The sequence below is a fragment of the Limnohabitans planktonicus II-D5 genome, from assembly GCF_001270065.2.
GTDB classification, from domain to species: Bacteria; Pseudomonadota; Gammaproteobacteria; order Burkholderiales; family Burkholderiaceae_C; genus Limnohabitans_A; species Limnohabitans_A planktonicus.
Genome location: NZ_LFYT02000018.1, coordinates 13,565 through 36,522 on the forward strand (window position 1 = coordinate 13,565; position 22,958 = coordinate 36,522).

Below are 22,958 nucleotides of genomic sequence, written 5' to 3' on the forward strand. Positions count from 1 at the left end.
GGGGTTAAACCAAAACTTTCAGGCCGCTTGGTCAGACAGCCACCGATCCAGCAGCGGTCCCACATAGGCTTTGCCCAGGCCATGTCCGCTTTTGGGGACAATCGTGACGGGAATGCCTGTCAACAGTCCAAAGGTCTCGACATTGGCCGGGATGCTTTGCCAGTCTTCTTCCCCGACATGAATTTCACAGCGGCTAGGTGCATTGAATTGCCCGGCTTCGGCCAGCGTTTTCAGCCGTTCTGGCCGTGGCGGCGAAAAGCTGGTTCTGGCTTCTTCGTTCGTGAACTCGCCAACGATGGGTGACAGCAACAGCACCCGACCCACGAAAGATGGCATTTGGGTTTGCGCATGCAAGAACAGATATGAGCCGAAGGAATTGCAGATCACCTGTGCCTGTTCATGCCAGAAATGGTTTTGCAGGTCATCCACGATGGCCTGCACTTGTTTATCAAAAGGCAGTGATCGGAAATCGTCACGCGTTTCGCGCCCGGCGACATCAAAGCCCCGATCCATGAGGCCCTGACCCAGGCCGTTGGTCAGCTGGCCTCCGTGGCCGGGGAGGTAGTAGATGGTGCGATAGAGTGGTGCAGTCATGCGCTGATTGTGGCTTACGACTTCTCATTTCAATGCCGGGATTCGTCTTTTAGAAGAACGATCCAACAGTTAGTTGCGCGTCCATAGACCAGAAGAGGGCAGGTATCGTCTGGGTGAGGAGCTTGTCAATTGTTGGCTGTAGAAGCGTTTTAAAATTAAAAAACGTGACAGTCAGCGGTCTACTCACTAAACCGTACAAAATTTATCCTTATGACCAGTATTGCCGGATACAACCTTAACGCAACACCTTGTTGCGGGGAACTCTATTCCAGTCCGCGTTACCGCTCCATGAATTTCATGGCGAGTGAATATTGGACCGATGGTTATCGGGGTGGTTCTTTGATGCCCAATGGACATGGACTTCGCCAATGCAAATGCGGCAACTACTATCTGATGAATGAAATGCATCATGTCAGCCAGTCCGAGGAACTCGAGGCACCTCACACAATGCCTGTTACGCCCGAAGACTTACCAGATGTCATAGCAAAAGCCAGAACGATTGACATTGAGCGTGCGGCACGGTTGACTTATTTGCAGCATTTAAACCATCCCTACCGCGAACGTTACCGCGCTCACCGCGATGCATCGTCAGCTGGGTCAGTTTGAACAAGCGGAAAAAGCCTTGCAAGATATGCCCACCCATGAAAAAAATGTAACTCAGCGCCTAATAAAGCGCTTAATCAAGGAGAAAGTAACCGCTCCTATGCGCTATCGGATGTAAGGATTGCTATGATCAAAAAATAAGAATCTATCCTAAGAGCCAAGAGCCAATCGCGAGATATTGGCCGACCGGCCAAAAGGGGGGTAAGGGCGTCATGCTTCTTTTCATTATTATTAAATGCATATAACTATGAATTGGGCTGAATTTTGAAAATTATGGATAATAAAGAAAGTGAAATTAAAAATATTTTCAATGGAAATATAAATAAAAATTTGATTTTCATTGAATATGAGAAATTCAAGATAGATGCCTTCATGCACAGAAAAAATTTGGAGATTTTGCGATGAATATTAGAGGTTGGGTATATGTAATCTCAAATCCGGCAATAGTTGGATTGGTGAAAATTGGGTTCTCAACAAAAGACCCATCTCTCAGGGCAAGAGAACTTGACTCAGCAGGATTTCCGCATGCTTTTAAAGTGGAGGTGGATTTTCTGGTTGATAACCCGCGTGATGTTGAGCAGCTGACGCACAAGCACTTAGCTAGCTATCGTGAGGGCAAAGAGTGGTTTCGATGTGATATCGCGACTGCGATTCGGGCTATAAAAAATTGTGCCACGATTATTCATGCCTCAAGCGGAGAAAATCTTCAAACTAGTGATAAATCTGGTTGCATCAATAGTCCTCCGGCTGTCAAAAAACTGATCTTTACGCCTTTAAGATATTGCAAACTCTGTAATGGTTTGCTAAGTGTAAAACCATGGCGTAAACTTTATTGCTGGAAATGCATGGGCCTTAAATCGACATTAGACTTGATATCACGGAACAAAGAATGGTGTGATTCTCAATCAATTAAACAATCTTATAATCCAGAAGCCCAAGACCATTCCGATCCACCCTATAACATTAATAGAAGACGTGGTGAAATGGGGCATTGCGAAAAATGTGGAAATCCGCTTATAGTTATCTCGGATGGAGTTGTCGAGTCGTGTAGTTATTGTGCCAGTGGAAAATTCAGCGATTATCAAACTTGGGCAAAGACACCTGTTAAATGATATGACCAAACAAGCAATCGGCAAGCAAATTTCTTAAGCTTTAGTGCTTTTTTGCCATTGCCATTGCCATTGCTTAAATAATATTTACACTGAGTCCATTTGATTGGGAAAATCAGTACTGCCGCAAGGTAAATAAAATCAAGTCAGTTTCTTTTTTAGAAGCTCGTTCACTTGACCAGGATTTGCTTTCCCTTTGCTGGCTTTCATGATTAGACCAACTAGGCTATTAAGCGCCTTGGTGTTACCTGCCTTAAATTCTTCGATGTTCTTTGAGCTTATGGACAGCACTTCGTCTACGATTTTCTCCAACTCACCGGCATCATTCATCTGCATCAGACCTTTATTCTTGATAATCTCATCGACAACTGACAACTGGCCTTCATTGGAAATGGCATCGCCAGAGGCATTCCAAAGCAAATCGAATACCGTCTTTGCTGCACTATGACTGATATGGCCTTGAATAATTCTTGTCACAACTGCCGCAAGTCCTTCAGCGCTTACAGGACATTCATGAACGGCAATTCCGAATGTATTCAAGCGAGCAGCAAGCTCTACCATCGCCCAGCCCGCGCCTTTAGCGCAAGCCTCCATCAAATGTGATTGATCAGCTAAATTTTGCAATAGTGTCTTGTAAAAATTCTCGAAATAAACTGCTTTTGGCTGCTCAGAAGTAATCGCATTCGCAAGCTGCTCGGGCAGTGCGTAGTCTTTGACGAAGCGCTCGGCCATCACGCGGGGCAGTTCGGCCATCTCGCCTTTGACGCGCTCCACCCAGTCGCGGCCGATCACCAGCGGTGGCAGGTCTGGGTCAGGAAAGTAGCGGTAGTCGGCCGCGTCTTCCTTGGTCCGCATGGCGCGGGTCTCGCCCGTGTCGGGGTCGAACAGCACGGTGGCTTGCTGGATGGCGTGGCCGTCTTCGATTTGGTCGATTTGCCAGCGCACTTCGTAGTCGATGGCTTGCTGCATGAACTTGAAGCTGTTCAGGTTCTTGATCTCGCGGCGTGTGCCCAGAGGTGCCCCAGGTTTGCGCACCGACACGTTGGCATCACACCGGAAACTGCCTTCTTGCATGTTGCCGTCGCAGATGCCGATCCAAGTCACGATTTTGTGCAACTCTTTGGCGTAGGCCACGGCTTCTTCGCTGCTGCGCATGTCGGGCTGGGTAACGATTTCAAGCAGGGGCGTGCCTGCGCGGTTCAGGTCAATGCCGCTTTGACCAATGAAGTCTTCGTGCAGCGACTTGCCCGCGTCTTCTTCGAGGTGGGCACGCTCCAGGCGCACGGTTTTGCGCACGGTCTCTTTGCCCACTTCCAAGAAGAACGACACCTCGCCGCCTTGCACTACGGGGATCTCAAACTGGCTGATCTGGTAGCCCTTGGGCAGGTCAGGGTAGAAGTAGTTTTTGCGCGCAAAGATGCTGCGCTCGGCAATGTGCGCGTTGATGGCCAAGCCAAATTCAATCGCACGTTCAACAGCACCGATGTTCATCACGGGCAGCGTGCCGGGCAGGGCCATGTCCACCGCGCAGGCTTGTGTGTTGGCTTCGGCGCCGAAGGCGGTGGGCGCACGGCTGAAAATCTTGCTGTGGGTCGAGAGTTGGGCGTGTGTTTCAAAGCCGATGACGACTTCGTAGCCTTGGACGAGTTTGCTCATGGTGTGTTTATCCGGTGAATCACAAGTGGCCTGTGGCCGTCACTGCGAGGAGCGCATGCGACGCGGCAGTCCATGGATCGCCACGCTTCGCTCGCGATGACGCAGCACTCAGCGAGGGGCGGGCGAACGCTTGGAGGAGGCAGGGCACGGCTCAAATGCCTTGTGGCTTGCGAAGGTGGAAATCGGTGGCTTGTTGCAGGTGGTGCGCGGCGTTCAGCAACTGGGCTTCTTTGAAGTAGTTGCCGATCAGCTGCAGGCCCACAGGCATGTTGCCTGCGCCAAAGCCTGCAGGCACGCTCATACCGGGCAGACCGGCCAGCGAGGCAGGCAGGGTGAAGATGTCGGCCAGGTAGTCTGCCACCGGGTCGTTCGCGTTCTCGCCAAACTTCCAGGCCACAGATGGAGCCACGGGACCAGCGATCACATCGCATTCCTTGAAGGCATTTTGGAAGTCGTCGGCAATCATGCGGCGGATTTTTTGGGCCTGCAGGTAGTAGGCGTCGTAGTAACCGTGACTCAGCACATAGGCACCCGTCATGATGCGGCGCTTGACCTCGTTGCCAAAGCCTTCAGCGCGGGTTTTTTTGTACATGTCCACCAGGTCGGTGTAGTCCTTGGCGCGGTGGCCAAACTTCACGCCGTCAAAGCGGCTCAAGTTGGAGCTGGCTTCTGCCGGGGCAATGATGTAGTAGACGGGAATCGACAACTCGGTGCGCGGCAGGCTGATGGGCACCAGCTTGGCACCGAGTTTTTCGTATTCGCGCAAGGCGCCGTCCACAGCGGCACGCACATCGGTGGCCAAGCCCTCGCCAAAAAACTCTTTGGGAATGCCAATGCGCAGACCTTCAATCGAGCTGTTCAGCGTTGCCGAAAAGTCTTCGGTGGGCATGTCCAGTGATGTGGAGTCGCGGTCAATGTCCGCGCCGCACATGGCCCTGAGCAGCAAGGCGCAGTCTTCGGCGCTGCGGGCCATGGGGCCGGCCTGGTCCAGGCTGGAGGCGTAGGCGATCATGCCGTAACGGCTGGCGCGGCCATAGGTGGGCTTGATGCCGGTGATGCCGCAAAAGCTGGCGGGCTGGCGGATCGAGCCGCCGGTGTCGGTGCCGGTGGCGGCAGGTGCCAGGCCTGCGGCCACAGCCGCGGCGCTGCCGCCAGAAGACCCGCCGGGCACGCGGGCTGTGTCCCAGGGGTTTTGCACCGGGCCATAGGCCGAGTTTTCGTTGGCCGAGCCCATGGCGAATTCGTCGCAGTTGAGCTTGCCCAAAGTGACCATGCCCGCCGTGCGCAGGCGTTGCACCACGGTGGCGTCAAAGGGCGAGCGGTAGCCGCTCAGGATTTTGGAGCCTGCGGTGGTGGCGAAATCGCGGGTGACGAACACGTCTTTGTGCGCCACGGGCACGCCTTCCAGTGGGCCTGCGGTGCCGTCGGCCAGTTTGGCGTCCGAGGCGCGGGCCTGGGCCAGCGTGACTTCGCTGTCGATGTCCAAAAAGGCGTTGTGCGGGTTGCCGCCCATTCGGGCCAGAAAGCGCGTGGCGACTTCGACGGCGCTGACTTCTTTGGTGTGTAAAAGGGTGGCCAGCGCTTTCACGCTGAGGTTGTGCAGATCACTCATGGCTTACTCGATGACTTTGGGGACCAGGAAGAGGCCGCGCTCGACGGCGGGGGCGCTTTGCTGGTTCAGATCGCGTTGGTTGGGCTCGCTGGCCACATCGGGGCGCAGGCGCAGTGTGATGTCCTGAATGGCCGCCACGGGGTGGGCCATGGGCTCAATGCCGGTGGTGTCCACGGCCTGCATGGCTTGCACGATGCCAAAAAAGCCATTGATTTGCGTGAGCATGCGCTCGCTTTCTTCGGGCTGGAGTTCCAGTCGAGCCAAGTTGGCAATACGGGCAATATCCTGCGGGGTCAGGGACATGGTTTGAATGAAGTTGTAAGGGACTGTTTTTCCAAGCCAGGGGATGCTCAAACGCACGCCTTAGGCCGGGGGATCGGGTATTATCCTGTGTTTGCTGCAGTGTCAAGCGCTGTATTTGCACAAGACCGCATCACCCCCAAGATTTGATTGTTGCGCCCGGCCATTCCAGACTTTTTTCGTGGATCGGTCGCAGCCCCTAAGGATTTTCGAATGTTCTCTTCATTCCGTCGTTATTTTTCAAGTGACCTGGCCATTGACCTGGGCACTGCCAACACCCTGATTTTTGTGCGTGACAAGGGCATCGTGCTGGACGAGCCCTCGGTGGTTGCCATTCGCCACGAAGGCGGTCCCCAAGGCAAAAAGACCTTGCAGGCGGTGGGCCACGAAGCCAAGGCCATGCTGGGCAAAGTGCCCGGCAACATCGAAGCCATTCGCCCCATGAAGGACGGCGTGATCGCCGACTTCACGGTGACCGAGCAGATGCTCAAGCAGTTCATCCGCATGGTGCACCCCCGCAGCACCTTCCGCCCCAGCCCCCGCATCATCATTTGCGTGCCTTGCGGCTCCACCCAGGTCGAGCGCCGGGCGATTCGTGAATCGGCTTTGGGCGCAGGCGCTTCCGAGGTGTACCTGATTGAAGAACCCATGGCCGCAGCCATCGGTGCGGGCTTGCCCGTGTCGGAGGCATCGGGCTCCATGGTGGTCGACATTGGCGGCGGCACCACCGAAGTGGGCGTGATCTCGCTGGGCGGCATGGTTTACAAAGGCAGCGTGCGCGTGGGCGGCGATAAGTTCGACGAAGCCATCATCAGCTACATCCGCCGCAACTACGGCATGCTGATCGGTGAGCCCACGGCCGAAGCCATCAAGAAAAACATTGGCTCGGCCTTCCCCGGCAGCGAAGTCAAGGAAATGGAAGTCAAGGGCCGCAACCTGTCCGAAGGCGTGCCGCGCAGCTTCACCATCAGCTCCAACGAAATCCTGGAAGCCCTGACCGATCCGCTCAACCAGATCGTCTCGGCCGTCAAGACTGCCCTGGAGCAAACCCCTCCCGAGTTGGGTGCTGACATTGCCGAGCGCGGCATGATGCTCACGGGTGGCGGTGCCTTGTTGCGTGATCTGGACCGCTTGCTGGCCGAAGAAACCGGTTTGCCTGTGCTGGTGGCCGAAGACCCGCTGACCTGCGTGGCACGCGGTTGTGGCATGGCGCTGGAGCGCATGGACCAGCTGGGCAGCATCTTCACCAGCGAGTAAGCCGTTCGAATTGGGGGTGACAGGCCTTGGCCTGGCGCCTTTTTCCCCTCTCACCAGAAAACGGCTCTTCCCCATCATGGCTTTGGATACCATCGACCGCAGTGTCCCGCCGATTTTTCGGCAGGGATTGTCTGCAACATCCAAGCTGGTCATGCTCGGGCTGTTGTCCATCTTGCTGATGGCGGCAGACCACCGTTTCAAAATCTCCCAGCCCATTCGCTCGGGCATTTCGCTGGTGTTGGCCCCGCTGGAGTGGCTGTCTTTGCAGCCGGGGCGCACCCTTCACGCCGTGACCCAGTATTTTGGTGATTTGAATGAAGCGCAAGACGCGGCGCAGGTGTTTCAAAGCCGCACCATTGCCCAGGCCCAGCGTCTGCAACAAGTGGAGCAGCTGACCCAGGAAAATGCCCAGCTGCGGCAATTGCTCGATCTGCGCACCGAAGTGGCGGGCCCTTCCAAGGCCGTTCAAGTGCTGTACGACACGGCAGACCCCTACACCGACCGCGTGGTGGTGGACCGCGGGCAGTTGGCGGGCATCTTGGCGGGTTCTGCCGTCATCAATGCAGCTGGTGTGGTTGGGCAGGTCACGCGTGTCTACCCCTTGGTCAGCGAGGTCACCTTGCTGACTGACCGCGAGCAGACCATCCCCGTCATGAACGCCCGCACCGGCAGCCGCCATGTGGCCTATGGGGGCTCCACCGTCGCCGGTTCCCTTGACCTCAAATTTGTGCCGGCCGGCACCGACATGCAGCAAGGCGATTTGCTCACCACCAGCGGCATTGACGGGGTTTACCCGCCGGGCTTGCATGTGGGGCGCATCAGCGGCATTGACCGCCGCGTGGACTCATCTTTTGCCCGTGTGCAGGCCACCCCGGTGTCTGTGCACCGCGGCCGTCATTTGCTGGTGCTCATGCCCGTCAAGGACTGGCCGAACAAGCCGGAGCCGCTGGCCGAGACTCAACGTGCATCCGGCACCAAAGGCAAGGCCAAGTCGCCCGCTTCAGCCCCATCCACTCCGGGAACCACGCCATGATCATGCCTGCAGGACGTCCGCTGCTGCTGCCTGCCAATCCCCGTTTCATCGCGTTCACGCTGGTGCTGGCCCTGTTGATCAACATGCTGCTGGGCTTGAGCGGCCATCGATGGTTGCCCGATGTGCTGGCCATTGTGTTGGTGTTCTGGAACGTGCACCAGCCGCGTCGCGTGGGCCTGGGCCTGGCTTTTTTGCTGGGGTTGGCGCTCGATGTGCACGAGTCGGCCCTGCTGGGGCAAAACGCCTTGTCTTACGTGGTGCTCAGCAGCATGGCCATGGCCATTCAGCGGCGCCTGCTGTGGTTTTCGCTGCGCGAGCAAGCGCTGCAAATCGTGCCCTTGTTCGTGATTGCGGCCCTGGTCGAATGGGTCACGCGCCTGGTAGTACAAGATGCCTGGCCGCACTGGAGTCAATTGTTTGTACCGCTGATGCAAGCGGCGCTGTGGCCACTGGTGGGTGCCTTGCTGCTGGCACCTCAAAAGCGCGCCTTTGCGCCTGACAACATCCGGCCACTTTGACCATGTCGCTGAGCCTGCCTTCGCTTGCCGAACTTCGCGACACCCAGGCGGAAATCCAGCGATTTCGCCAGCGGGTGGTGGTCACACAGTTGTTCGTTTTGTTGTGTTTTGTTTTGTTGGTTGTCAGGCTGTCGTATCTGCAAATCGTGCGGCATGAAGACCTGATGGAGCAAGCCGAAAACAACCGCACCTCCGTGGTCCCCACGGTGCCGCCTCGGGGCACCATTCTTGACCGCAACGGGGTGGTGCTGGCCAGCAACTATTCGGCTTACACGCTGGAAATCACGCCCTCCAAAATCGCCGACCTCGAAGCCACCATCAATGAATTGAGCGAATTGGTGGACATTCAACCCAAAGATCGCCGCCGTTTCAAGCGCGTGCGAGAAGACTCTCGCAGCTTTGACTCCCTGCCGATTCGCACCCGCCTGACCGACGAAGAGGTGGCTCGCTTCAGCGCTCAGCGTTACCGCTTTCCGGGGGTCGAGATCAAGGCGCGTTTGTTTCGTCAATACCCCTACAGCGAGTTGGCCAGCCATGTAATCGGCTACATCGGCCGCATCAATGCCCGCGAAAAAGAACGCATCGAAGAAGACGACGATGCGGGCAATTACCGCGGCACTGAATACATCGGCAAGCTCGGTGTGGAGCAGCGTTACGAGCGGGAACTGCACGGCATCACAGGCGTCAACCAAGTCGAGACATCGGCCGGTGGCCGTGCCACACGCAGCCTGTCCAGCCGCCCGGCCACGCCCGGACAAAACGTGGTGCTGTCCATCGACATCCATTTGCAAAAAATGGTCGAAGACCTGTTTGGCACCCGGCGCGGTGCCTTGGTGGCACTGGACCCCAACACCGGCGAAATCCTGGCCTTTGTCAGCAAACCCACCTTTGACCCCAATCTGTTTGTCGAAGGCATTGATGTCGAAAGCTGGCAGACACTCAACGAATCACTCGACAAACCGCTGCTGAACCGGGCCTTGCGCGGCACCTACCCGCCAGGCTCTACTTACAAGCCTTTCATGGCTCTGGGTGCACTCAATACAGGCAAACGCAGCGCCACCACGGTCATCAACGATGCGGGCTCATGGACCTTTGGTGGGCACACCTTCCGAAGCCATGGCGACTCGGGTTTGGGCGGGGTGGACATGGTGCGTGCCATCACCTTGTCGAGCAACGTTTACTTCTATTCGCTGGCCAACGAAATGGGGGTGGACACCATCCATGACTTCATGAAGCCCCTGGGCTTTGGCCAGATCACCGGCATTGACTTGCCTGGCGAAGTGCGTGGCATCTTGCCCAGCACCGACTGGAAGCGCAACTACTACAAAAAACCCGAACAACAAAAATGGTATGCCGGCGAAACCATCTCGCTGGGCATTGGGCAGGGCTACAACGCCTTCACCATGCTGCAACTGGCCTCGGCCACCGCCACCGTAGCCAGCGGCGGGCTCAAGTTCACGCCTCGGGTGGTCAGCGCCATTCAAGACGCGCTCACACACGTTCAGTCATCGGTGGCCGACACAGCGCCGGTCAATCTGGGCTACAACCCCGACCACATCGCTGTGGTGCGCAATGGCTTGGTGGGTGTGGTCACTTCAGGCACCTCGGCCCAGGTATTTGCCGGTGCGCCCTATTTGAGCGCTGGAAAAACCGGCACGGCGCAAGCGGTCACCATCGGCCAAAAAGACAAATACAACGCCGCCAAACTGTCCGAGCACCAGCGCGACCACGCGCTGTACATGGCGTATGCCCCAGCTGAATCACCCAAAATCGCTTTGGCCGTGGTGGTCGAAAACGCGGGTTTCGGTGCCGTGTCGGCTGCGCCCATTGCAAGGCGTGTTTTTGACTACTGGCTCGAAGGCATCTACCCCAGTGAGGACGACATCGCCGCCACCCAAAAAGGCCAATCCAGCCGCCCCATCGGCACCCCACGCACCAAGCAGCAAGTGCCCCTCCTCAGCACCAAGATCGCCAACTGAGGTGGGTTCATCCGCAAGGTTTGTTGCGGACAATGGCTGCTTCGGCACAGGCCCATGTCGGGGTCTCCGACCTCCGACCATCGCATACCGTGTCCCCCGTAGGTCGGTACTCGAAGAGTCCGACGTTGCACATTTGACCCAAAGCGCTGGTTGCAGGCGATGGTGGTCCATCAGGCCAAACGTCGGGGTCTTCGACCGCCGACCTACAAATACTTTGAATGCCCGTAGGTCGGTACTCGAAGAGTCCGACGTTGGATTGCTTCGGCGCAGGCCTCATGTCGGGGTCTTCGACCGCTGACCTGCGAATACTGAGGGATCAATGTGGCCAGGATTGGGCCAGGGATTTCAGGCCGCGGATCAGCATCTCCACCGAGATGGACACCAAGATCAGGCCCATCAGGCGTTCAAACGCGCTCACCACACGCAGGCCCACCAGGCGCTGAAGACGTTCGGCCAGGAGCAAGACCACGGCGCACACCAGCATGGTCACGCACAGCGCAGCCACCCATTCCAGCCGACGATCAGGCGCCTGACTGACCAGGAGCAGCACCGTGGCCAGCGCCGAAGGCCCTGCCAACGCCGGAATGGCCAGAGGCACGATCAGGGGTTCGGCCATTTGCACCGGGGTGTCTTGCTCAGGGGGTGGAAAAACCATGCGCAGTGCAATCAGGAACAGCACAAGCGCGCCGCCGATTTGCAAAGACACATCCGACAGGCTCATGGCCTGCAAGAACGATTGGCCGACAAACATGAAGGCCAGCAGCAGGCCAAAAGCGATCAGAATCTCGCGCACGATCACGCGGGCGCGACGCTCGGGCGGCACGGCTTGCAAGGCGTTCACAAAAATCGGGATGTTGCCCAGCGGATCGGTGATCAGCAGCAACAAGATGGTGGCCGAGGCAAAAGTGTGTTCCATAGGCAATCAGCTCGCGTAAACCGTGTCCAGGCTGGCAAAGCCTTTGACTTCAATCGGGTTGCCAAAAGGGTCCATGAAGAACATGGTCCACTGTTCGCCGGGCTGCCCGGCAAAGCGCAAGTGCGGCGCAATCACAAAGGTCATTTGCGCAGCCTGCAAACGATCGGCCAGTGTTTGCCAATCGTCCTTTTGCAAGATCAAACCGAAATGCGGCATGGGCACCAAATGCTCGCCCACACGCCCAGTGAGGCTGGTCTTGAAGGGCTCTCCCAGATGCAGGGAAATCTGGTGCGAAAAGAAATCAAAGTCCACCCAGGTGGCGGTCGAGCGCCCCTCTTTGCAACCCAGCAGGTCGCCATAAAAGCGACGCGCTTCGTCGAGATCGGTGACGTGAAAAGCAAAATGAAACAAGCTGCGCATGCGTCCAAGCATAGCAGCCTGAAGACGGTCAATGCGCAGCGCTTGGTGAGCCGGGAATGCATCTGGATGGCCACGCTTGGCTCGCGCTGACGCGGATGAGGGCTCGATGACACAGGTATGCACTTCTCCTCATTGCGAAGCGTGGCGATTCAGTGTCACACCTGGCTGGGGTCGCTCTCCATGGCATCAAACTTCTTGAAGTACTGACGCGCCAGCGCGGCCAATTGCGCATCGCTGGGGTGGTCGGTGGTGATGCTGTCCACGATGCGCGCACTGGTGACCGGCTCATGGGCGGTGCACCAAGTGCGAAAGTCATGACGCGCCAGCCCCGGGCCTGTGAGCAGCACTTCATGAGTGCCTTTCAGGGCGGTGACGATGCTTTGGTAAAACGCCACGGCGTCAACGGCTTTACCTTGGTGTTTGTGGTGGCTGCGCGAATGAATGCGCTGCGCCTCAACATGCTCACGGTCAAACATGACGACATGGGCCTCTTGGTGGTCCATCCAGACAATGGCGTGAAAAGTACTCATGGGACTTCCTTTGTCAATCAAGTCAGCGGCGCTGCTCGGCCACGGTCTGGCAATCGATGCAGCGTTTGGCGGTGGGGTAGGCGTTCAGGCGTGCAGGCGGGATGCTCACGCCGCAGTCGATGCACTGTCCGTAGGTGCCCGCCTGAATGCGTTCCAGTGCGGCTTCGATGTCTCCCAGCTCGGCGGTTTCGTGTTCGTTCATGGCGAACTCGTCGTCGCGCTCGGAAATGGCCTGGGCCTGGTTGTCAAAACTGCGCACATCGTGCTCAGCGGCCATGTCGGCGCGCGAGACCAAGCCGCCACGTTCTTGGGCGATGCGCTGCAGCAATTGGGTGCGCTCATGCAAGAGCCGCTCGCGGTGCAAGGGCAGGGGTGGGGTGTGGGATGAAGTCATGGCTTCATCCTATGCGCCTGTGGCGACGCGGTATTGATGTGGGTCAACCCCCACTGCCGCGTGACGTCAGCCACGGGCCGGGGTTGATTCGCATCAGGTGCTCAGCCGCACAGACTCAGCTTTTGGCTTTCATGCGTGACATCATCAATTCCATATTGGCTTTGCGGTCAGCATTGACTTTTTGCATGTGGGGGCGCTCGCCCATCATCTTGAGGTACTCACGCGCTGGCAATTCAGCCAAAAAGTCTTTGCCGTAAACCAGCTTTGTGGCTCCCGAGATCAGGGGCAAGTGCGTGACGGCTGAGCAGTCGGCCAAGGTCAGGCTGTCGCCCGCGACAAAGGGCGAGAATTTGGCCAGCTTGGCAAAGGCGGCCACGTTCTTCTCGAGTTGAGCAGCGGTTTTTTCTTTCACTGAATCGCTCACCTTGCCGCCAAAGAAGGCTTCGGGGTAGAGGTTGCGTGCGACCAACTCCAGGTGCAGGTCCAGAAACAGCGCCAATTCACGCACCTTGGCGGCGGCAAACGGGTCGGCAGGCACCAAGGGGTTTTGGGGGTACTTTTGCTCAATGTATTCCAGCATCACGGCTGACTCGCACACCGCGCCGTCTGCCGTTTTGAGGTAGGGCACTTTGCCCAAAGGGCTGGCTTGGGCATCTGTTGCCCCCACCCAGGCCAGCTCTTCTTCAAAGGGCGCGCCTTTTTCGAGCAAGGCGAATTTGACTTTGTTGTAGTAGTTGCTGGCAGAAAAGCCGCAGAGTGTGAGCATGGGGGTCTCCAGTTGCATGAAAAAATACCAAAGATTAGCCCATGGTGCGGTGCCAAAGAGTCACCAAGATGCCTGCAAGCCCATTTCGATCAAGTCTGGGTCAGCGTCGAAACCAGCGCATGGACAGGCCCATCGCCAGCAAAGCCATGACACCGGCCAGCGCCGCCAGCAAGCCAGTGATTTCGGTGTCACGCCGCTCGAGCGTGAATTTGGATGAAAGGTGCTGGTAAATCTTGGCCAGTTCGCTGGCGTTTGTGGCCCTGAAAAACTCGGCACCTGTGGTCTCGGCCACTTTTTGCAAGGCCTCTTCATCGACCTTGGCATAAAAAGAAAAGCCCTCCAAACCGGGTATGAAGCCATTGGGCGTGCCAAAGGCCACGGTGTACACACGCACCCCCTTGGAAGCCGCCCACTTGGCCACCTCGACCGGATCAGGTCCTGTGGTGCGACGCCCATCGGACAACAAAATCACCGCACCGGCCGTGTACGAACCCACAGGAACTGGTTTGGAGGGCTCTGTGGCCCCCTGCGCAGGACGCTGGTCCAGCGAACGCCCCGCCGGCCCACCGCCTTGCGTCACCAGGCTGCCCGACTTGAACTCTGCGCCATACAACACCGACTCCAGGTCAATGGCCGATTCGGGCAACAAGGTGTTCAGGGCCACCAGCAAGCCGCTGCCGGTGGCTGTGCCGCGCTGGAGCTGAAAGCCATCGATGGCGGTCAACAAGGCTTCTTTCTGGTCCGTTACGCCTTGGACCAGCTGGGCGTTGCCCGCAAAAGACACCACGGCCACGCGCACATGGCCTGGCAGTTCTTGCAAAAAGGATTTGGCCGCCTGCTGGGCCGCGACGATGCGGTTGGGCGGCACGTCTTCGGCCAGCATGCTGCGCGACACGTCCATGGCCAGTACCAGGGTCAGGTAGTCGGCAGGCAAAGAGATCCGGGCACTGGGTCTGGCTGTGCCCAGCAACACCAAGGTCAAGGCGCACAAGAGCAAAGCGGGGGGGATGTGCCTGCGAATCCGGTGCCCTGGACCTAAGGCGGGCCGAATCAGGTCCAGGCTGGAATAACGCACCACCGCAGTGCGTTTGCGGCGCAAAGCCCGGATGTAGCCCACCACCAACAGGGGGATCAACAGCAATAGCCAAAGCAGCTCGGGCCAGATAAAGTGCATGTTGTGTGGCGTGCAATGAAGTCTGGCCACTGTATCACCGAAGGCCCCAACAACGATGAAACGCGCCGCTCTCTACAGCCGAAAGCCTTCTGCACAAGGGGCTGACAGACTGCCTACAGCAGCGGCAACAGCGGCTGTCATGCATCCACCCGTGAAGGCTTCCCACAGCGCCAGCCGCATCACCCAAGGCTTGCAGCGCCTGCCCCTTTGGGCGGCTTTACTGCTGTGCGCCTTGCTCAGCGCCTCGCTCACTTGGGCCCTGACCCGGCAGGTGGGTGCGCCGCAGCGGCTGACTCAGGATGACATCAACGCAGCGGTGCTGCACACCCTGAACACCCAAGAGCTGCCTTCGCGGGCCGCCCGTGCCGCGCAGCTGATCGCGCCTTCGGTGGTGCGCGTTCGCACCCAGGACGAGGACAAGAAAAACCCCAAAGGCGAGATGCAAAACACCGGCGTGGGCTCGGGTGTGGTGATCTCGGAAGAAGGCGTCATCCTGACCAACTTGCATGTGGTGCAAGGCGCCAAGCGCATCCAGGTCACTTTTGCCGATGGCACGGAATCGGAAGCACTGGTGATCGGCGTGCAACCTGAAAACGATCTGGCCGTGATCAAGGCCAAGCGTCTGCCCGACGACCTGCAGCCCGCCACGTTGGGGAGCAGCCAAAACCTTCAACCCGGTGACGAAGTGGTGGCTGTGGGCTTTCCCTTTGGCATCGGCCCCTCGGTCTCGGCCGGTGTGGTCTCGGGGCTGAATCGGTCGTTTGGCTCCGAGGGGCAAACCATGATGCGCGGCCTGATCCAGGCCGATGCCGCTGCCAACCCTGGCAACTCGGGCGGGCCACTCATCAACATGGCCGGAGAGGTGGTCGGCATTGTGACCGCCATCCTCAACCCCACCTCGGCCCGTACCTTCATTGGCATCGTGTTTGCCGCCACCATCGAAAGCGCAGGCGGCGGCATGGGCATGCCGCCATTTTGATTTTTGATGACCCACCCGATCTGAAAGGCTTTGTGCATGAACCCCTCTGAATTGGCATGGAACCAGGGCCAGACTCCTCCCAGCGCTGCCGTCAACGCCGCGCTGATGGAACGCGTGCTCTACGAAGTCAAACGTGTGGTGGTTGGGCAAGACGCTTTCCTCGAACGCATCTTGGTGGCCATCCTGGCGCAAGGTCACTTGCTGATTGAAGGCGTGCCGGGGCTGGCCAAAACACTCACCGTGAACACGTTTGCAAAAACCGTGAGTGGCAGCTTCAAGCGAATTCAATTCACCCCTGATTTGCTGCCCGCTGATTTGGTGGGCACGCGCATCTTCAACCCCAAAACCAGCGAATTCAGCACCGTGCTGGGGCCGGTGTTTGCCAACTTGCTGCTGGCCGATGAAATCAACCGCGCCCCCGCCAAAGTGCAAAGCGCCTTGCTCGAAGTCATGCAAGAACGGCAAGTGACGATTGCAGGCGAAACCCATGCGGTGCCCCGCCCCTTTTTGGTGATGGCCACACAAAACCCGATCGAGACCGAAGGCACCTACCCCCTGCCTGAAGCGCAGGTGGACCGCTTCATGATGAAGGTGCTGGTGGGCTACCCCACCGAGGAAGAAGAGTTCGTGATCGTGCAGCGCGTGACCGGTATGCCCGCCACCGCAGCGGCCGTGGCCGACACCGCACAACTCATGGCGCTGCAAGCTCAGTGCCGCCAAGGCTATGTCGACCCGGCCCTGGTGCAGTACGCGGTCAAGCTGGTGGCCGCCACGCGCGATCCGGTGCGCTGCGGCTTGCCCGAACTGGCACCCTATTTGACCTTTGGTGCCAGCCCCCGCGCCACCATTTCCCTGATCGAAGGCGCACGGGCGCTGGCCTTTTTGCGCGGTCGTCCCTACGCGCTGCCGCAAGACCTGATCGACCTGGTGCCCGACGTGCTGCGCCACCGCCTGGTGCTGAGCTACGAAGCCTTGTCCGAGGGCATGACTGCCGATGCGCTGATCCTGAAAATCCTGCAGGCCGTGCCCGCCCCGAGTAAACCCCTGGACCGCCATGTTCAGCTGGCTGCGCAAGAAGCGAACTGAAGCCACTGCGGCCGCTGGCAGCGGCCAGCCCCAGGCTGCGGTGACGGGTGCGCCCGGCGCAGACACGCCATGGCCCAATGCAGTGCAATGGTTGCAGCGCCTGGAATGGACCGTACTCAAAAGGCTCGACGGCCAACTGCAAGGCGATTACCGCAGCCTGTTTCGCGGCAGCGGCCTGGTGCTGGCCGATTTGCGCGAATACCAGGCGCACGACGACGTGCGCCACATCGACTGGAACGTGACCGCCCGCATGCAGACCCCGTATGTGCGCGAACACCAGGAAGACCGCGAAATCGCCGCCTGGTTTGTGGTCGACCTGTCTGCCTCGGTGGCTTTTGGCTCGGGCCCCACCAGCAAACGGCAGCTGGCCTGCAGCATCGTGACGGTGTTGTCCAAGCTGCTGTCGCAACACGGCAACCGGGTGGGCCTGATGCTGTTCACCGGTCAAGACCGTGCCCACAGCGTGGTGCCCGCCCGTTCGGGCAGGCGGCATTTGCTGCACATCGTGCACCAGATGCTGCAGGCGGGCCAAACCCCAGCAAATGCCAGCGCCGTGCAGACCAGCGCGCTGGGGCCGTGGCTGGCGCAGGCCCAGTCGGTGCTCAAACGCCGCTCGGCGGTGTTTGTGGTGTCCGACTTCATCAGCCCCGCCGGCTGGGAAAAACCTCTGGCTCAGTTGGCCCGGCGTCATGAGGTGGTGGCGGTGCGTCTGCGCGACCCGCTGGAGATGGCCTGGCCTGACAACACCGGCATGCTGCTGGTGCAAGACGCGGAGTCGGGTGAGCAGCTTTTGGTGGATGGCAACGATGCGGCTTTCCGACAGCGTTTTGCTCAGCAGGCTCAAGAACGTGAAGCCGTTTTACTGGAGAGCCTTTCCCAAGCCGGTGTGGACTGCCTGGAGCTGAACACCGACGAAGCGATGGACCAGGCCCTGCTGCGTTTTGCTCAGCTGCGCAAACGCGCCAGCCAGTTGAGCACCGGTGGCCGTGCGGCCCCCGTGGGCAGCTCTGCTCACCTTCAAGCCGGGGGTGTTCATGCCTGAATGGCACTCGATTCAGTTCGTCTGGCCGCGCCTGTTGTGGCTGCTGGCAAGTTTGCCGTTGTGGCTGGGCCTTTACATCGCCTGGCAACGCCGTGGCGTGCAGCGGGCATGGCCCTCGGCCAGCATGAACACCGGTGCGACCAACTTCCGCGTCACGCGCCATGCCCCGGCGCTGCTGGTGCTGCTGGGCCTGGCCGGGATGATGGTGGGGATCGCCAGGCCTCAGGCCATCTTGCTTTTGCCCAGCCGCATTGACACCGTGATGCTGGCCATCGACAGCTCGGGCAGCATGCGCGCTACCGATGTGCAGCCCAGTCGGATTGAAGCCGCTCAGGCCGCTGCCAAAGGCTTTGTGCTGGGGCAACCTGGCCAAGTCAAGTTGGGCGTGGTCAGCGTGGCGGGGGCGGCTGCGCTGGTGCAGGCGCCCACCGACCAACGCGACCTGGTCATTCAGGCCATCGAGCAGCTGAGCCTGCAACCCGGCTCGGCCTTGGGCAGCGGCATTGTGATTGCGCTGCACGCCATGCTGCCTGGCTCGGGTCTGGACGTGCGTGGTCTGATCGACGGCGAGACCAGCCCACAGCCCACAAGCGGTGCGCCCCTGGGCGGCTCACCAACCGCTCCTTCAGAAACAGCGGGCACACAGGGCGCAGCTACCCCCAAACCGGTCAGCCTGCCCAAAGTGCCGCCCGGCTCCAACACCGCAGCGGCCATCGTGCTGCTCAGCGATGGCCAAAGCAATGTCGGGCCTGACGCCCTCAAAATGGCCCAGGTGGCGGCCGACTTGGGGGTGCGCGTTTACACCGTGGGGCTGGGCACGGCGCAAGGCACGGTGCTCAAAGCCCAAGGCATGCAAATGCGGGTCAAGCTGGACGAGGCCAGCTTGAAAAAAATCGCCGAAATCACCAAGGCTGAATACTTCAGCGCCGACAAGCGCGAGGACCTGCTGCAGATTTACCAATCGCTCAGCAGCAAGATCGTGCTCAAAAAGCATCGGCGCACCGAGGTCTCTGCCTTGTGCGCTTTGCTGGGCATGCTGCTGGTGTGCTGGGGCTGCGCCTGGGTCTGGTGGCGACACGGCCGGATCGTTTGAGTCTGTAGATGTTTGCCGGTACCCCTTCTCATCCAGGTTCTGCGCGGTTGCCGGAGCCTTCAGTGCCATAATTCGCGCCATGTTCAGCCTGCAATCCCTGCGCAACGCCCATCGCCTCACCCGCTTCGTGCTGGTGTGGTTTGCGTTGTTTGTCGGGGCGGCGGTGGCCTCGCCCTTGGTCAAGACCGAAGCCGTGCATCTGGTTTGCACCGCCATCGGTGGCGTCAAGCTGGTGCAGTCTGATGCCGCTGGCGATGATGTGGGCGGTGCGGCAATGCGCACCGCGCTGGACTGCCCTGCCTGCCTGCCCTTGATCGCGCCCCCTGTGGCCGACGTGCTGGCCCCCTTGCCACTGGGCAACTTGTCTCACGTCTTGCAGCACTTGCCTGCTGCCCGGCTGGCCAGTTTGCTGGGCCAGCCCTGGCAAGCCCGCGCACCCCCTGTCTTTTTTGCCTGAAACACCGTCCCCTCAACAGCTTGGGGGCTGAGTCGGTTTCGGCGTCTACCTGTGCTTGAGCACCCCGTTCAAGGGGCTGGCTGTGCGCACTGTCTGTGTCTTTTCATTTGTTCACCACCCATCAGGAGTGTTTCATGTCTCGTCTCGTTTTGTCTGTGTCTGCCGTGTTCGTTTCATTGACCGTGTCCTTGGCTGCGCAAGCCCAGGTCACTGTCAAAGACGCCTGGGTGCGCGCCACCGTGCCCCAGCAAAAGGCCACCGGTGCCTTCATGCAACTGCAGTCGGCGCAAGACGCCAAGCTGATTTCGGCCCAATCGCCCGTGGCCGGTGTGGTCGAGGTGCACGAGATGGCCATGGACGGCGGTGTCATGAAAATGCGTGCGGTGCCCAGCCTGGCCTTGCCCGCTGGCAAAGCAGTCGACCTCAAGCCTGGTGGTTACCACGTCATGCTGATGGACCTGAAAGGCCAGGTCAAAGACGGTGACACCGTGCCCGTGACCCTGGTGGTCGAGGGCAAGGACGGCAAGCGCCAGTCTGTGGAATTGAAAGTGCCTGCGCGTACGGCTGCGGCACCGGCCATGAACCACGGCGCAGGTCAAATGCACAAGCATTGATCGGTCTGAACGCTGACCTCAGACCTTTGACCTGCCCATGACCAGAACCTCATGCCCGCTGCGCCGTCTGGCCCGCCTTGTGCTGGTCTGGTACGTGCTGTTTGTGGGGGTGTCGGTTTTGGCCGCCACGCTGCAACCCAAAACCTTGGAGGTGGTGTGCTCCAGCATGGGCATCATGAAAGTGGTGGTGCAAGGCGAGGGCGGTGACACTCAGGTGCGCGCCAGCATGGACTGCCCACTGTGCGCCCACGCCACGCCAGCACTGCCGCCGCCCATGGTGGCCGATCTGGCCCATCTGCCCGATGCCCGCTCGCACATCGTGCAGCGTCTGCCAGAGGCCGTGCTGATCGCACGCACGGCCCCGCCTTTGCCCTCTCGCGGGCCGCCTGTTTTCAATTGATCCGTTCTTAACTGGGCTGCGCACCGCCAGGTGCTCGGCGCTTGTTGTCACTGCTGCCCTGTGTGCTGGCAGTGATTGATCGATTGAAAACTTGCCATGAAGAATTCCCTTGCACTTTCTCCCTTGTCTTTGGCCGTGTTCGGCCTGTTCGCCAGTCTGAGTGCCCATGCCGTGGCCCAAACCGCGCCTGCGCTGGACACCATCGTGGTGTCGGGCTCGCGCTCTGAAACCAAATTGTCCGAAACCCCTGTGTCCATTGGGGCCGTCAGCCGCACCCAGTGGGATGCCGACAAGCCCAAGTCGGTGGGCGAGATCATCAACCGCATTCCGGGTGTGCACTGGAACGATTTGGGCAACGAGCAGCACAGCATGGCCATTCGCCAGCCCATCAGCACCAACGCGGTCTACCAGTACCTGGAGGACGGCATTCCGATCCGTCCCTTGGGCGTGTTCAACCACAACGCGCTCAACGAGACCAATATGAACGGCTCGGGCGGTGTTGAGGTGGTCAAAGGCGCGGCCTCGTCGCTGTATGGCAGCAATGCGGTGGGCGGCGCGGTCAACTTCTTGACGCAACGACCTTCGCGCACGCCCACAGGCTATGTGGGCATTCGTCACGACAACACCGACGGCTTTACCCGTGTGGACTCGGGTGCGAGCAGCACCTGGGGCGATCTGGGTTTGCGGTTTTCGCACTACAGCTCGCAGCGCGACACCCACAACTGGCAGCAGTACAGCGGTGGCAAAAAAGACGCCTTCACATTGCGTGGCGACTACAAGCTGAGCGATAAATCCTGGTTGCGTGCATCGCTGGTGCACACCAACCTGGACTCGGACACGCCCGGCAGCTTGTTTGAAAACGACTTCCGCAACAACCCCGGCAAAAGCATCAACACCTTCACCTGGCGCAAAGACAAAACCACCCGCGCCAGCCTGGCTTGGGAAGGCGAAACCACGCAAGGCGGCTTGACCACGGTGACGCTGTTTGCCCGCAACAACGACCATGGGCAGTTGCCCAACTACACGATCAAAAATTGTGGTGCACCTACGGATCCCAGTAAGCGTTGCGCGGCATCTTCCACAAAACCTGCTACTTATTTGCCGAATGGGTTTGTTGTGGGGACGATCAACAACAACCACGTCGAATCGCTGGGGTTGGACGTCAAGCACGAGCAAAAGCTCGATTGGCTGCGTGCCCGCCTGGTGACAGGTGTCTATATCGACCGCAGCCAGAACGACTATGTGTCGGACAACCTGAAAGTGGTGCGCGATCTGCCCACTGGCCGCTACATCAGCTACACCTTGAACAGCGTGGCCAACCCCAGCGGCGTGCGCAACTACGGCGCGGGCATTGCCAACGATGCCGCGTTTGCACAACTGGAGTTCAGCCCCAGCGAGCAAATCCGTGTGGTGGCAGGTGGCCGTTATGACCGCATCCGCTACGACTTCAAAAACAATCTCAAGCCGGGTGCCAACTACGGTGCGGTCAACGAGGTGCGCAGCTTTGCCAAGTTCAGCCCCAAGCTGGGGGCGACCTACGCCCTCAGCCCCAGCAGCAGCCTCTACAGCAACCTGAGCATGGGCTTCACACCGCCCGAAGTCAGCCAGCTGTATGGCAAGACCGCCATTCCCGAATTGAATTCAGCCACCTATGACAACGTGGAAGTGGGCTGGCGTGCATTGTTGGCCTCGGGCATTCGCCTCGACTCGGCGCTCTACCAACTCAGTGGCAAAGACACCATCGTGTCTTACACCTCTGAAATTGGGGACAGCTACAACAAAAACGCGGGCAACACCCGCAGCCGAGGTCTGGAGCTGAGCCTGAATCAAGAGTTGCGCCAATGGGATTGGCGCGTGGGCGCGACCTGGGCCGAGCACACCTTCGTGACTTACCGCGTGAGCGACAAAGTAGGGGCCATCGAAGACTATTCGGGCAAAGACATGCCACAGGCCCCCAAGCACACCCTCACCGCCCAAGTCGGTTGGAAGATCACACCGGCTTCGCGCGTGGCTTTGGGCCTGGTCAAGCAAGGCAGCTACTGGATGAACAACGCCAACACGGTGCGTTACGCGGGCCACACCCTGCTCAACCTCACCGCCAGTCACAAGCTGGCCGATGGCTGGGAAGTCTGGGGCCAAGTGCGAAACCTGACCGACAAGCTGTACTCGGACAATGCGTCCAGCAGCTACAAAAGTGGCGTTTACACACCCAACACGCAAAACACCTACGCCACAGGTGCGCCGCGCAGCGTGATGGTGGGTTTGACCAAATCTTTTGGTCAACGTTGACGTGAAGCTTGGCTGGCGATGATTTCTGAAAAAGAAACAATGACTTCGCCAGCCTCTATGGAGCCGGCACGCTGAAGTATGAAATGAGTGAGACATGTCATCTTGTAGGTCGGTACTCGCAGAGTCCGACATGGTGG

At 59.1% G+C, this 22,958-nt stretch carries 24 protein-coding genes; 14 read left to right on the forward strand and 10 right to left on the reverse strand.

The genetic code is table 11. The features are described from left to right. Positions 1-18: 18 nt before the first annotated feature. Positions 19-594: a hypothetical protein gene (locus H663_RS33680; RefSeq protein ID WP_053172636.1), complete on the reverse strand. Its 576-nt coding sequence runs from the start codon at positions 592-594 to the stop codon at positions 19-21. 210 nt (positions 595-804) lie between these two features. On the opposite strand from H663_RS33680, the gene H663_RS41360 reads away from it, so the two are divergent. Continuing rightward, a complete protein-coding gene (locus tag H663_RS41360) occupies positions 805-1,200 on the forward strand; it encodes a hypothetical protein (protein ID WP_133240032.1) in 396 nt (131 codons plus the stop codon). 398 nt (positions 1,201-1,598) lie between these two features. After that, positions 1,599-2,309, forward strand: coding sequence for a GIY-YIG nuclease family protein (locus tag H663_RS33685; RefSeq protein ID WP_083451165.1), 711 nt, complete (start codon positions 1,599-1,601; stop codon positions 2,307-2,309). Between the two features lie 138 nt (positions 2,310-2,447). On the opposite strand, the gene gatB is transcribed toward H663_RS33685, so the two are convergent. From gatB to gatC, 3 genes are all read right to left on the reverse strand, one after another. Continuing rightward, on the reverse strand, positions 2,448-3,962 hold the full coding sequence (gene gatB, locus H663_RS33690; RefSeq protein WP_053172634.1) for an Asp-tRNA(Asn)/Glu-tRNA(Gln) amidotransferase subunit GatB: 1,515 nt from the start codon (positions 3,960-3,962) through the stop codon (positions 2,448-2,450). Positions 3,963-4,113: 151 nt separating this feature from the next. Then, positions 4,114-5,574, reverse strand: a complete 1,461-nt coding sequence (gene gatA, locus H663_RS33695; protein ID WP_053172632.1) for an Asp-tRNA(Asn)/Glu-tRNA(Gln) amidotransferase subunit GatA — start codon at positions 5,572-5,574, stop codon at positions 4,114-4,116. Positions 5,575-5,577: 3 nt separating this feature from the next. Further along, positions 5,578-5,877: an Asp-tRNA(Asn)/Glu-tRNA(Gln) amidotransferase subunit GatC gene (gatC, locus tag H663_RS33700; RefSeq protein WP_053172630.1), complete on the reverse strand. Its 300-nt coding sequence runs from the start codon at positions 5,875-5,877 to the stop codon at positions 5,578-5,580. A gap of 210 nt (positions 5,878-6,087) precedes the next feature. On the opposite strand from gatC, the gene H663_RS33705 reads away from it, so the two are divergent. The 4 genes from H663_RS33705 to mrdA all read left to right on the forward strand — a co-directional run bounded on the left by H663_RS33705 (position 6,088) and on the right by mrdA (position 10,661). Continuing rightward, positions 6,088-7,131, forward strand: coding sequence for a rod shape-determining protein (locus tag H663_RS33705; protein WP_053172628.1), 1,044 nt, complete (start codon positions 6,088-6,090; stop codon positions 7,129-7,131). Positions 7,132-7,207: 76 nt separating this feature from the next. After that, the gene (gene mreC / locus H663_RS33710) at positions 7,208-8,164 is read left to right on the forward strand and encodes a rod shape-determining protein MreC (protein ID WP_053172626.1); all 957 of its coding nucleotides are present in this window, start codon (positions 7,208-7,210) and stop codon (positions 8,162-8,164) included. Next, positions 8,161-8,682: a rod shape-determining protein MreD gene (mreD, locus tag H663_RS33715; RefSeq protein WP_053172624.1), complete on the forward strand. Its 522-nt coding sequence runs from the start codon at positions 8,161-8,163 to the stop codon at positions 8,680-8,682. Before mreC ends, mreD begins: the two co-directional genes overlap by 4 nt. Positions 8,683-8,684: 2 nt before the next feature. Then, on the forward strand, positions 8,685-10,661 hold the full coding sequence (mrdA, locus tag H663_RS33720) for a penicillin-binding protein 2 (RefSeq protein WP_053172622.1): 1,977 nt from the start codon (positions 8,685-8,687) through the stop codon (positions 10,659-10,661). Between the two features lie 316 nt (positions 10,662-10,977). On the opposite strand, the gene H663_RS33725 is transcribed toward mrdA, so the two are convergent. From H663_RS33725 to H663_RS33750, 6 genes are all read right to left on the reverse strand, one after another. Continuing rightward, positions 10,978-11,577, reverse strand: a complete 600-nt coding sequence (locus tag H663_RS33725; RefSeq protein WP_053172620.1) for a MarC family protein — start codon at positions 11,575-11,577, stop codon at positions 10,978-10,980. Between the two features lie 6 nt (positions 11,578-11,583). Next, positions 11,584-11,997 (reverse strand): VOC family protein, encoded by a 414-nt coding sequence (locus H663_RS33730; RefSeq protein WP_053172618.1) that lies wholly within the window; start codon positions 11,995-11,997, stop codon positions 11,584-11,586. 155 nt (positions 11,998-12,152) lie between these two features. Beyond that, entirely contained in the window at positions 12,153-12,527 is a 375-nt protein-coding gene (locus H663_RS33735; RefSeq protein ID WP_053172616.1) for a hypothetical protein, read from the reverse strand. 22 nt (positions 12,528-12,549) lie between these two features. Continuing rightward, entirely contained in the window at positions 12,550-12,921 is a 372-nt protein-coding gene (locus H663_RS33740) for a TraR/DksA family transcriptional regulator (protein WP_053172614.1), read from the reverse strand. Positions 12,922-13,036: 115 nt separating this feature from the next. Next, the gene (locus tag H663_RS33745) at positions 13,037-13,687 is read right to left on the reverse strand and encodes a glutathione S-transferase family protein (RefSeq protein WP_053173578.1); all 651 of its coding nucleotides are present in this window, start codon (positions 13,685-13,687) and stop codon (positions 13,037-13,039) included. A gap of 100 nt (positions 13,688-13,787) precedes the next feature. Continuing rightward, entirely contained in the window at positions 13,788-14,861 is a 1,074-nt protein-coding gene (locus H663_RS33750) for a VWA domain-containing protein (RefSeq protein ID WP_053172612.1), read from the reverse strand. 55 nt (positions 14,862-14,916) lie between these two features. Between H663_RS33750 and H663_RS33755 the strand changes: the two genes are divergently transcribed. From H663_RS33755 to H663_RS33790, 8 genes are all read left to right on the forward strand, one after another. Beyond that, positions 14,917-15,840, forward strand: a complete 924-nt coding sequence (locus H663_RS33755) for a S1C family serine protease (RefSeq protein WP_053172610.1) — start codon at positions 14,917-14,919, stop codon at positions 15,838-15,840. A gap of 36 nt (positions 15,841-15,876) precedes the next feature. Continuing rightward, on the forward strand, positions 15,877-16,926 hold the full coding sequence (locus H663_RS33760) for an AAA family ATPase (RefSeq protein ID WP_165803920.1): 1,050 nt from the start codon (positions 15,877-15,879) through the stop codon (positions 16,924-16,926). Then, a complete protein-coding gene (locus H663_RS33765; protein WP_053172608.1) occupies positions 16,895-17,968 on the forward strand; it encodes a DUF58 domain-containing protein in 1,074 nt (357 codons plus the stop codon). Before H663_RS33760 ends, H663_RS33765 begins: the two co-directional genes overlap by 32 nt. Continuing rightward, a complete protein-coding gene (locus tag H663_RS33770) occupies positions 17,961-19,061 on the forward strand; it encodes a VWA domain-containing protein (RefSeq protein WP_053172606.1) in 1,101 nt (366 codons plus the stop codon). Before H663_RS33765 ends, H663_RS33770 begins: the two co-directional genes overlap by 8 nt. A gap of 79 nt (positions 19,062-19,140) precedes the next feature. After that, the gene (locus tag H663_RS33775) at positions 19,141-19,518 is read left to right on the forward strand and encodes a hypothetical protein (RefSeq protein ID WP_083451164.1); all 378 of its coding nucleotides are present in this window, start codon (positions 19,141-19,143) and stop codon (positions 19,516-19,518) included. Positions 19,519-19,652: 134 nt separating this feature from the next. Beyond that, positions 19,653-20,132, forward strand: a complete 480-nt coding sequence (locus H663_RS33780; protein ID WP_053172603.1) for a copper chaperone PCu(A)C — start codon at positions 19,653-19,655, stop codon at positions 20,130-20,132. Between the two features lie 37 nt (positions 20,133-20,169). Then, positions 20,170-20,532, forward strand: a complete 363-nt coding sequence (locus tag H663_RS33785) for a DUF2946 family protein (protein ID WP_053172601.1) — start codon at positions 20,170-20,172, stop codon at positions 20,530-20,532. A gap of 96 nt (positions 20,533-20,628) precedes the next feature. Continuing rightward, positions 20,629-22,821: a TonB-dependent receptor family protein gene (locus tag H663_RS33790; RefSeq protein ID WP_053172599.1), complete on the forward strand. Its 2,193-nt coding sequence runs from the start codon at positions 20,629-20,631 to the stop codon at positions 22,819-22,821. Positions 22,822-22,958 lie beyond the last annotated feature (137 nt).

Bases quoted from the DNA above. Each gene is read 5' to 3' on its own strand.
- H663_RS33790 (WP_053172599.1), top strand. From the start codon at position 20,629: ATGAAGAATTCCCTTGCACTTTCTCCCTTGTCTTTGGCCGTGTTCGGC.
- gatA (WP_053172632.1), bottom strand. From the start codon at position 5,574: ATGAGTGATCTGCACAACCTCAGCGTGAAAGCGCTGGCCACCCTTTTA.
- H663_RS33775 (WP_083451164.1), top strand. From the start codon at position 19,141: ATGTTCAGCCTGCAATCCCTGCGCAACGCCCATCGCCTCACCCGCTTC.
- H663_RS33770 (WP_053172606.1), top strand. From the start codon at position 17,961: ATGCCTGAATGGCACTCGATTCAGTTCGTCTGGCCGCGCCTGTTGTGG.
- mreC (WP_053172626.1), top strand. From the start codon at position 7,208: ATGGCTTTGGATACCATCGACCGCAGTGTCCCGCCGATTTTTCGGCAG.
- gatB (WP_053172634.1), bottom strand. From the start codon at position 3,962: ATGAGCAAACTCGTCCAAGGCTACGAAGTCGTCATCGGCTTTGAAACA.
- H663_RS41360 (WP_133240032.1), top strand. From the start codon at position 805: ATGACCAGTATTGCCGGATACAACCTTAACGCAACACCTTGTTGCGGG.
- H663_RS33735 (WP_053172616.1), bottom strand. From the start codon at position 12,527: ATGAGTACTTTTCACGCCATTGTCTGGATGGACCACCAAGAGGCCCAT.
- H663_RS33760 (WP_165803920.1), top strand. From the start codon at position 15,877: ATGAACCCCTCTGAATTGGCATGGAACCAGGGCCAGACTCCTCCCAGC.
- H663_RS33785 (WP_053172601.1), top strand. From the start codon at position 20,170: ATGACCAGAACCTCATGCCCGCTGCGCCGTCTGGCCCGCCTTGTGCTG.
- mreD (WP_053172624.1), top strand. From the start codon at position 8,161: ATGATCATGCCTGCAGGACGTCCGCTGCTGCTGCCTGCCAATCCCCGT.
- H663_RS33740 (WP_053172614.1), bottom strand. From the start codon at position 12,921: ATGACTTCATCCCACACCCCACCCCTGCCCTTGCACCGCGAGCGGCTC.
- H663_RS33765 (WP_053172608.1), top strand. From the start codon at position 16,895: ATGTTCAGCTGGCTGCGCAAGAAGCGAACTGAAGCCACTGCGGCCGCT.
- H663_RS33745 (WP_053173578.1), bottom strand. From the start codon at position 13,687: ATGCTCACACTCTGCGGCTTTTCTGCCAGCAACTACTACAACAAAGTC.
- gatC (WP_053172630.1), bottom strand. From the start codon at position 5,877: ATGTCCCTGACCCCGCAGGATATTGCCCGTATTGCCAACTTGGCTCGA.
- H663_RS33750 (WP_053172612.1), bottom strand. From the start codon at position 14,861: ATGCACTTTATCTGGCCCGAGCTGCTTTGGCTATTGCTGTTGATCCCC.
- H663_RS33680 (WP_053172636.1), bottom strand. From the start codon at position 594: ATGACTGCACCACTCTATCGCACCATCTACTACCTCCCCGGCCACGGA.
- H663_RS33685 (WP_083451165.1), top strand. From the start codon at position 1,599: ATGAATATTAGAGGTTGGGTATATGTAATCTCAAATCCGGCAATAGTT.
- H663_RS33705 (WP_053172628.1), top strand. From the start codon at position 6,088: ATGTTCTCTTCATTCCGTCGTTATTTTTCAAGTGACCTGGCCATTGAC.
- H663_RS33755 (WP_053172610.1), top strand. From the start codon at position 14,917: ATGAAACGCGCCGCTCTCTACAGCCGAAAGCCTTCTGCACAAGGGGCT.
- H663_RS33780 (WP_053172603.1), top strand. From the start codon at position 19,653: ATGTCTCGTCTCGTTTTGTCTGTGTCTGCCGTGTTCGTTTCATTGACC.
- H663_RS33725 (WP_053172620.1), bottom strand. From the start codon at position 11,577: ATGGAACACACTTTTGCCTCGGCCACCATCTTGTTGCTGCTGATCACC.
- H663_RS33730 (WP_053172618.1), bottom strand. From the start codon at position 11,997: ATGCGCAGCTTGTTTCATTTTGCTTTTCACGTCACCGATCTCGACGAA.
- mrdA (WP_053172622.1), top strand. From the start codon at position 8,685: ATGTCGCTGAGCCTGCCTTCGCTTGCCGAACTTCGCGACACCCAGGCG.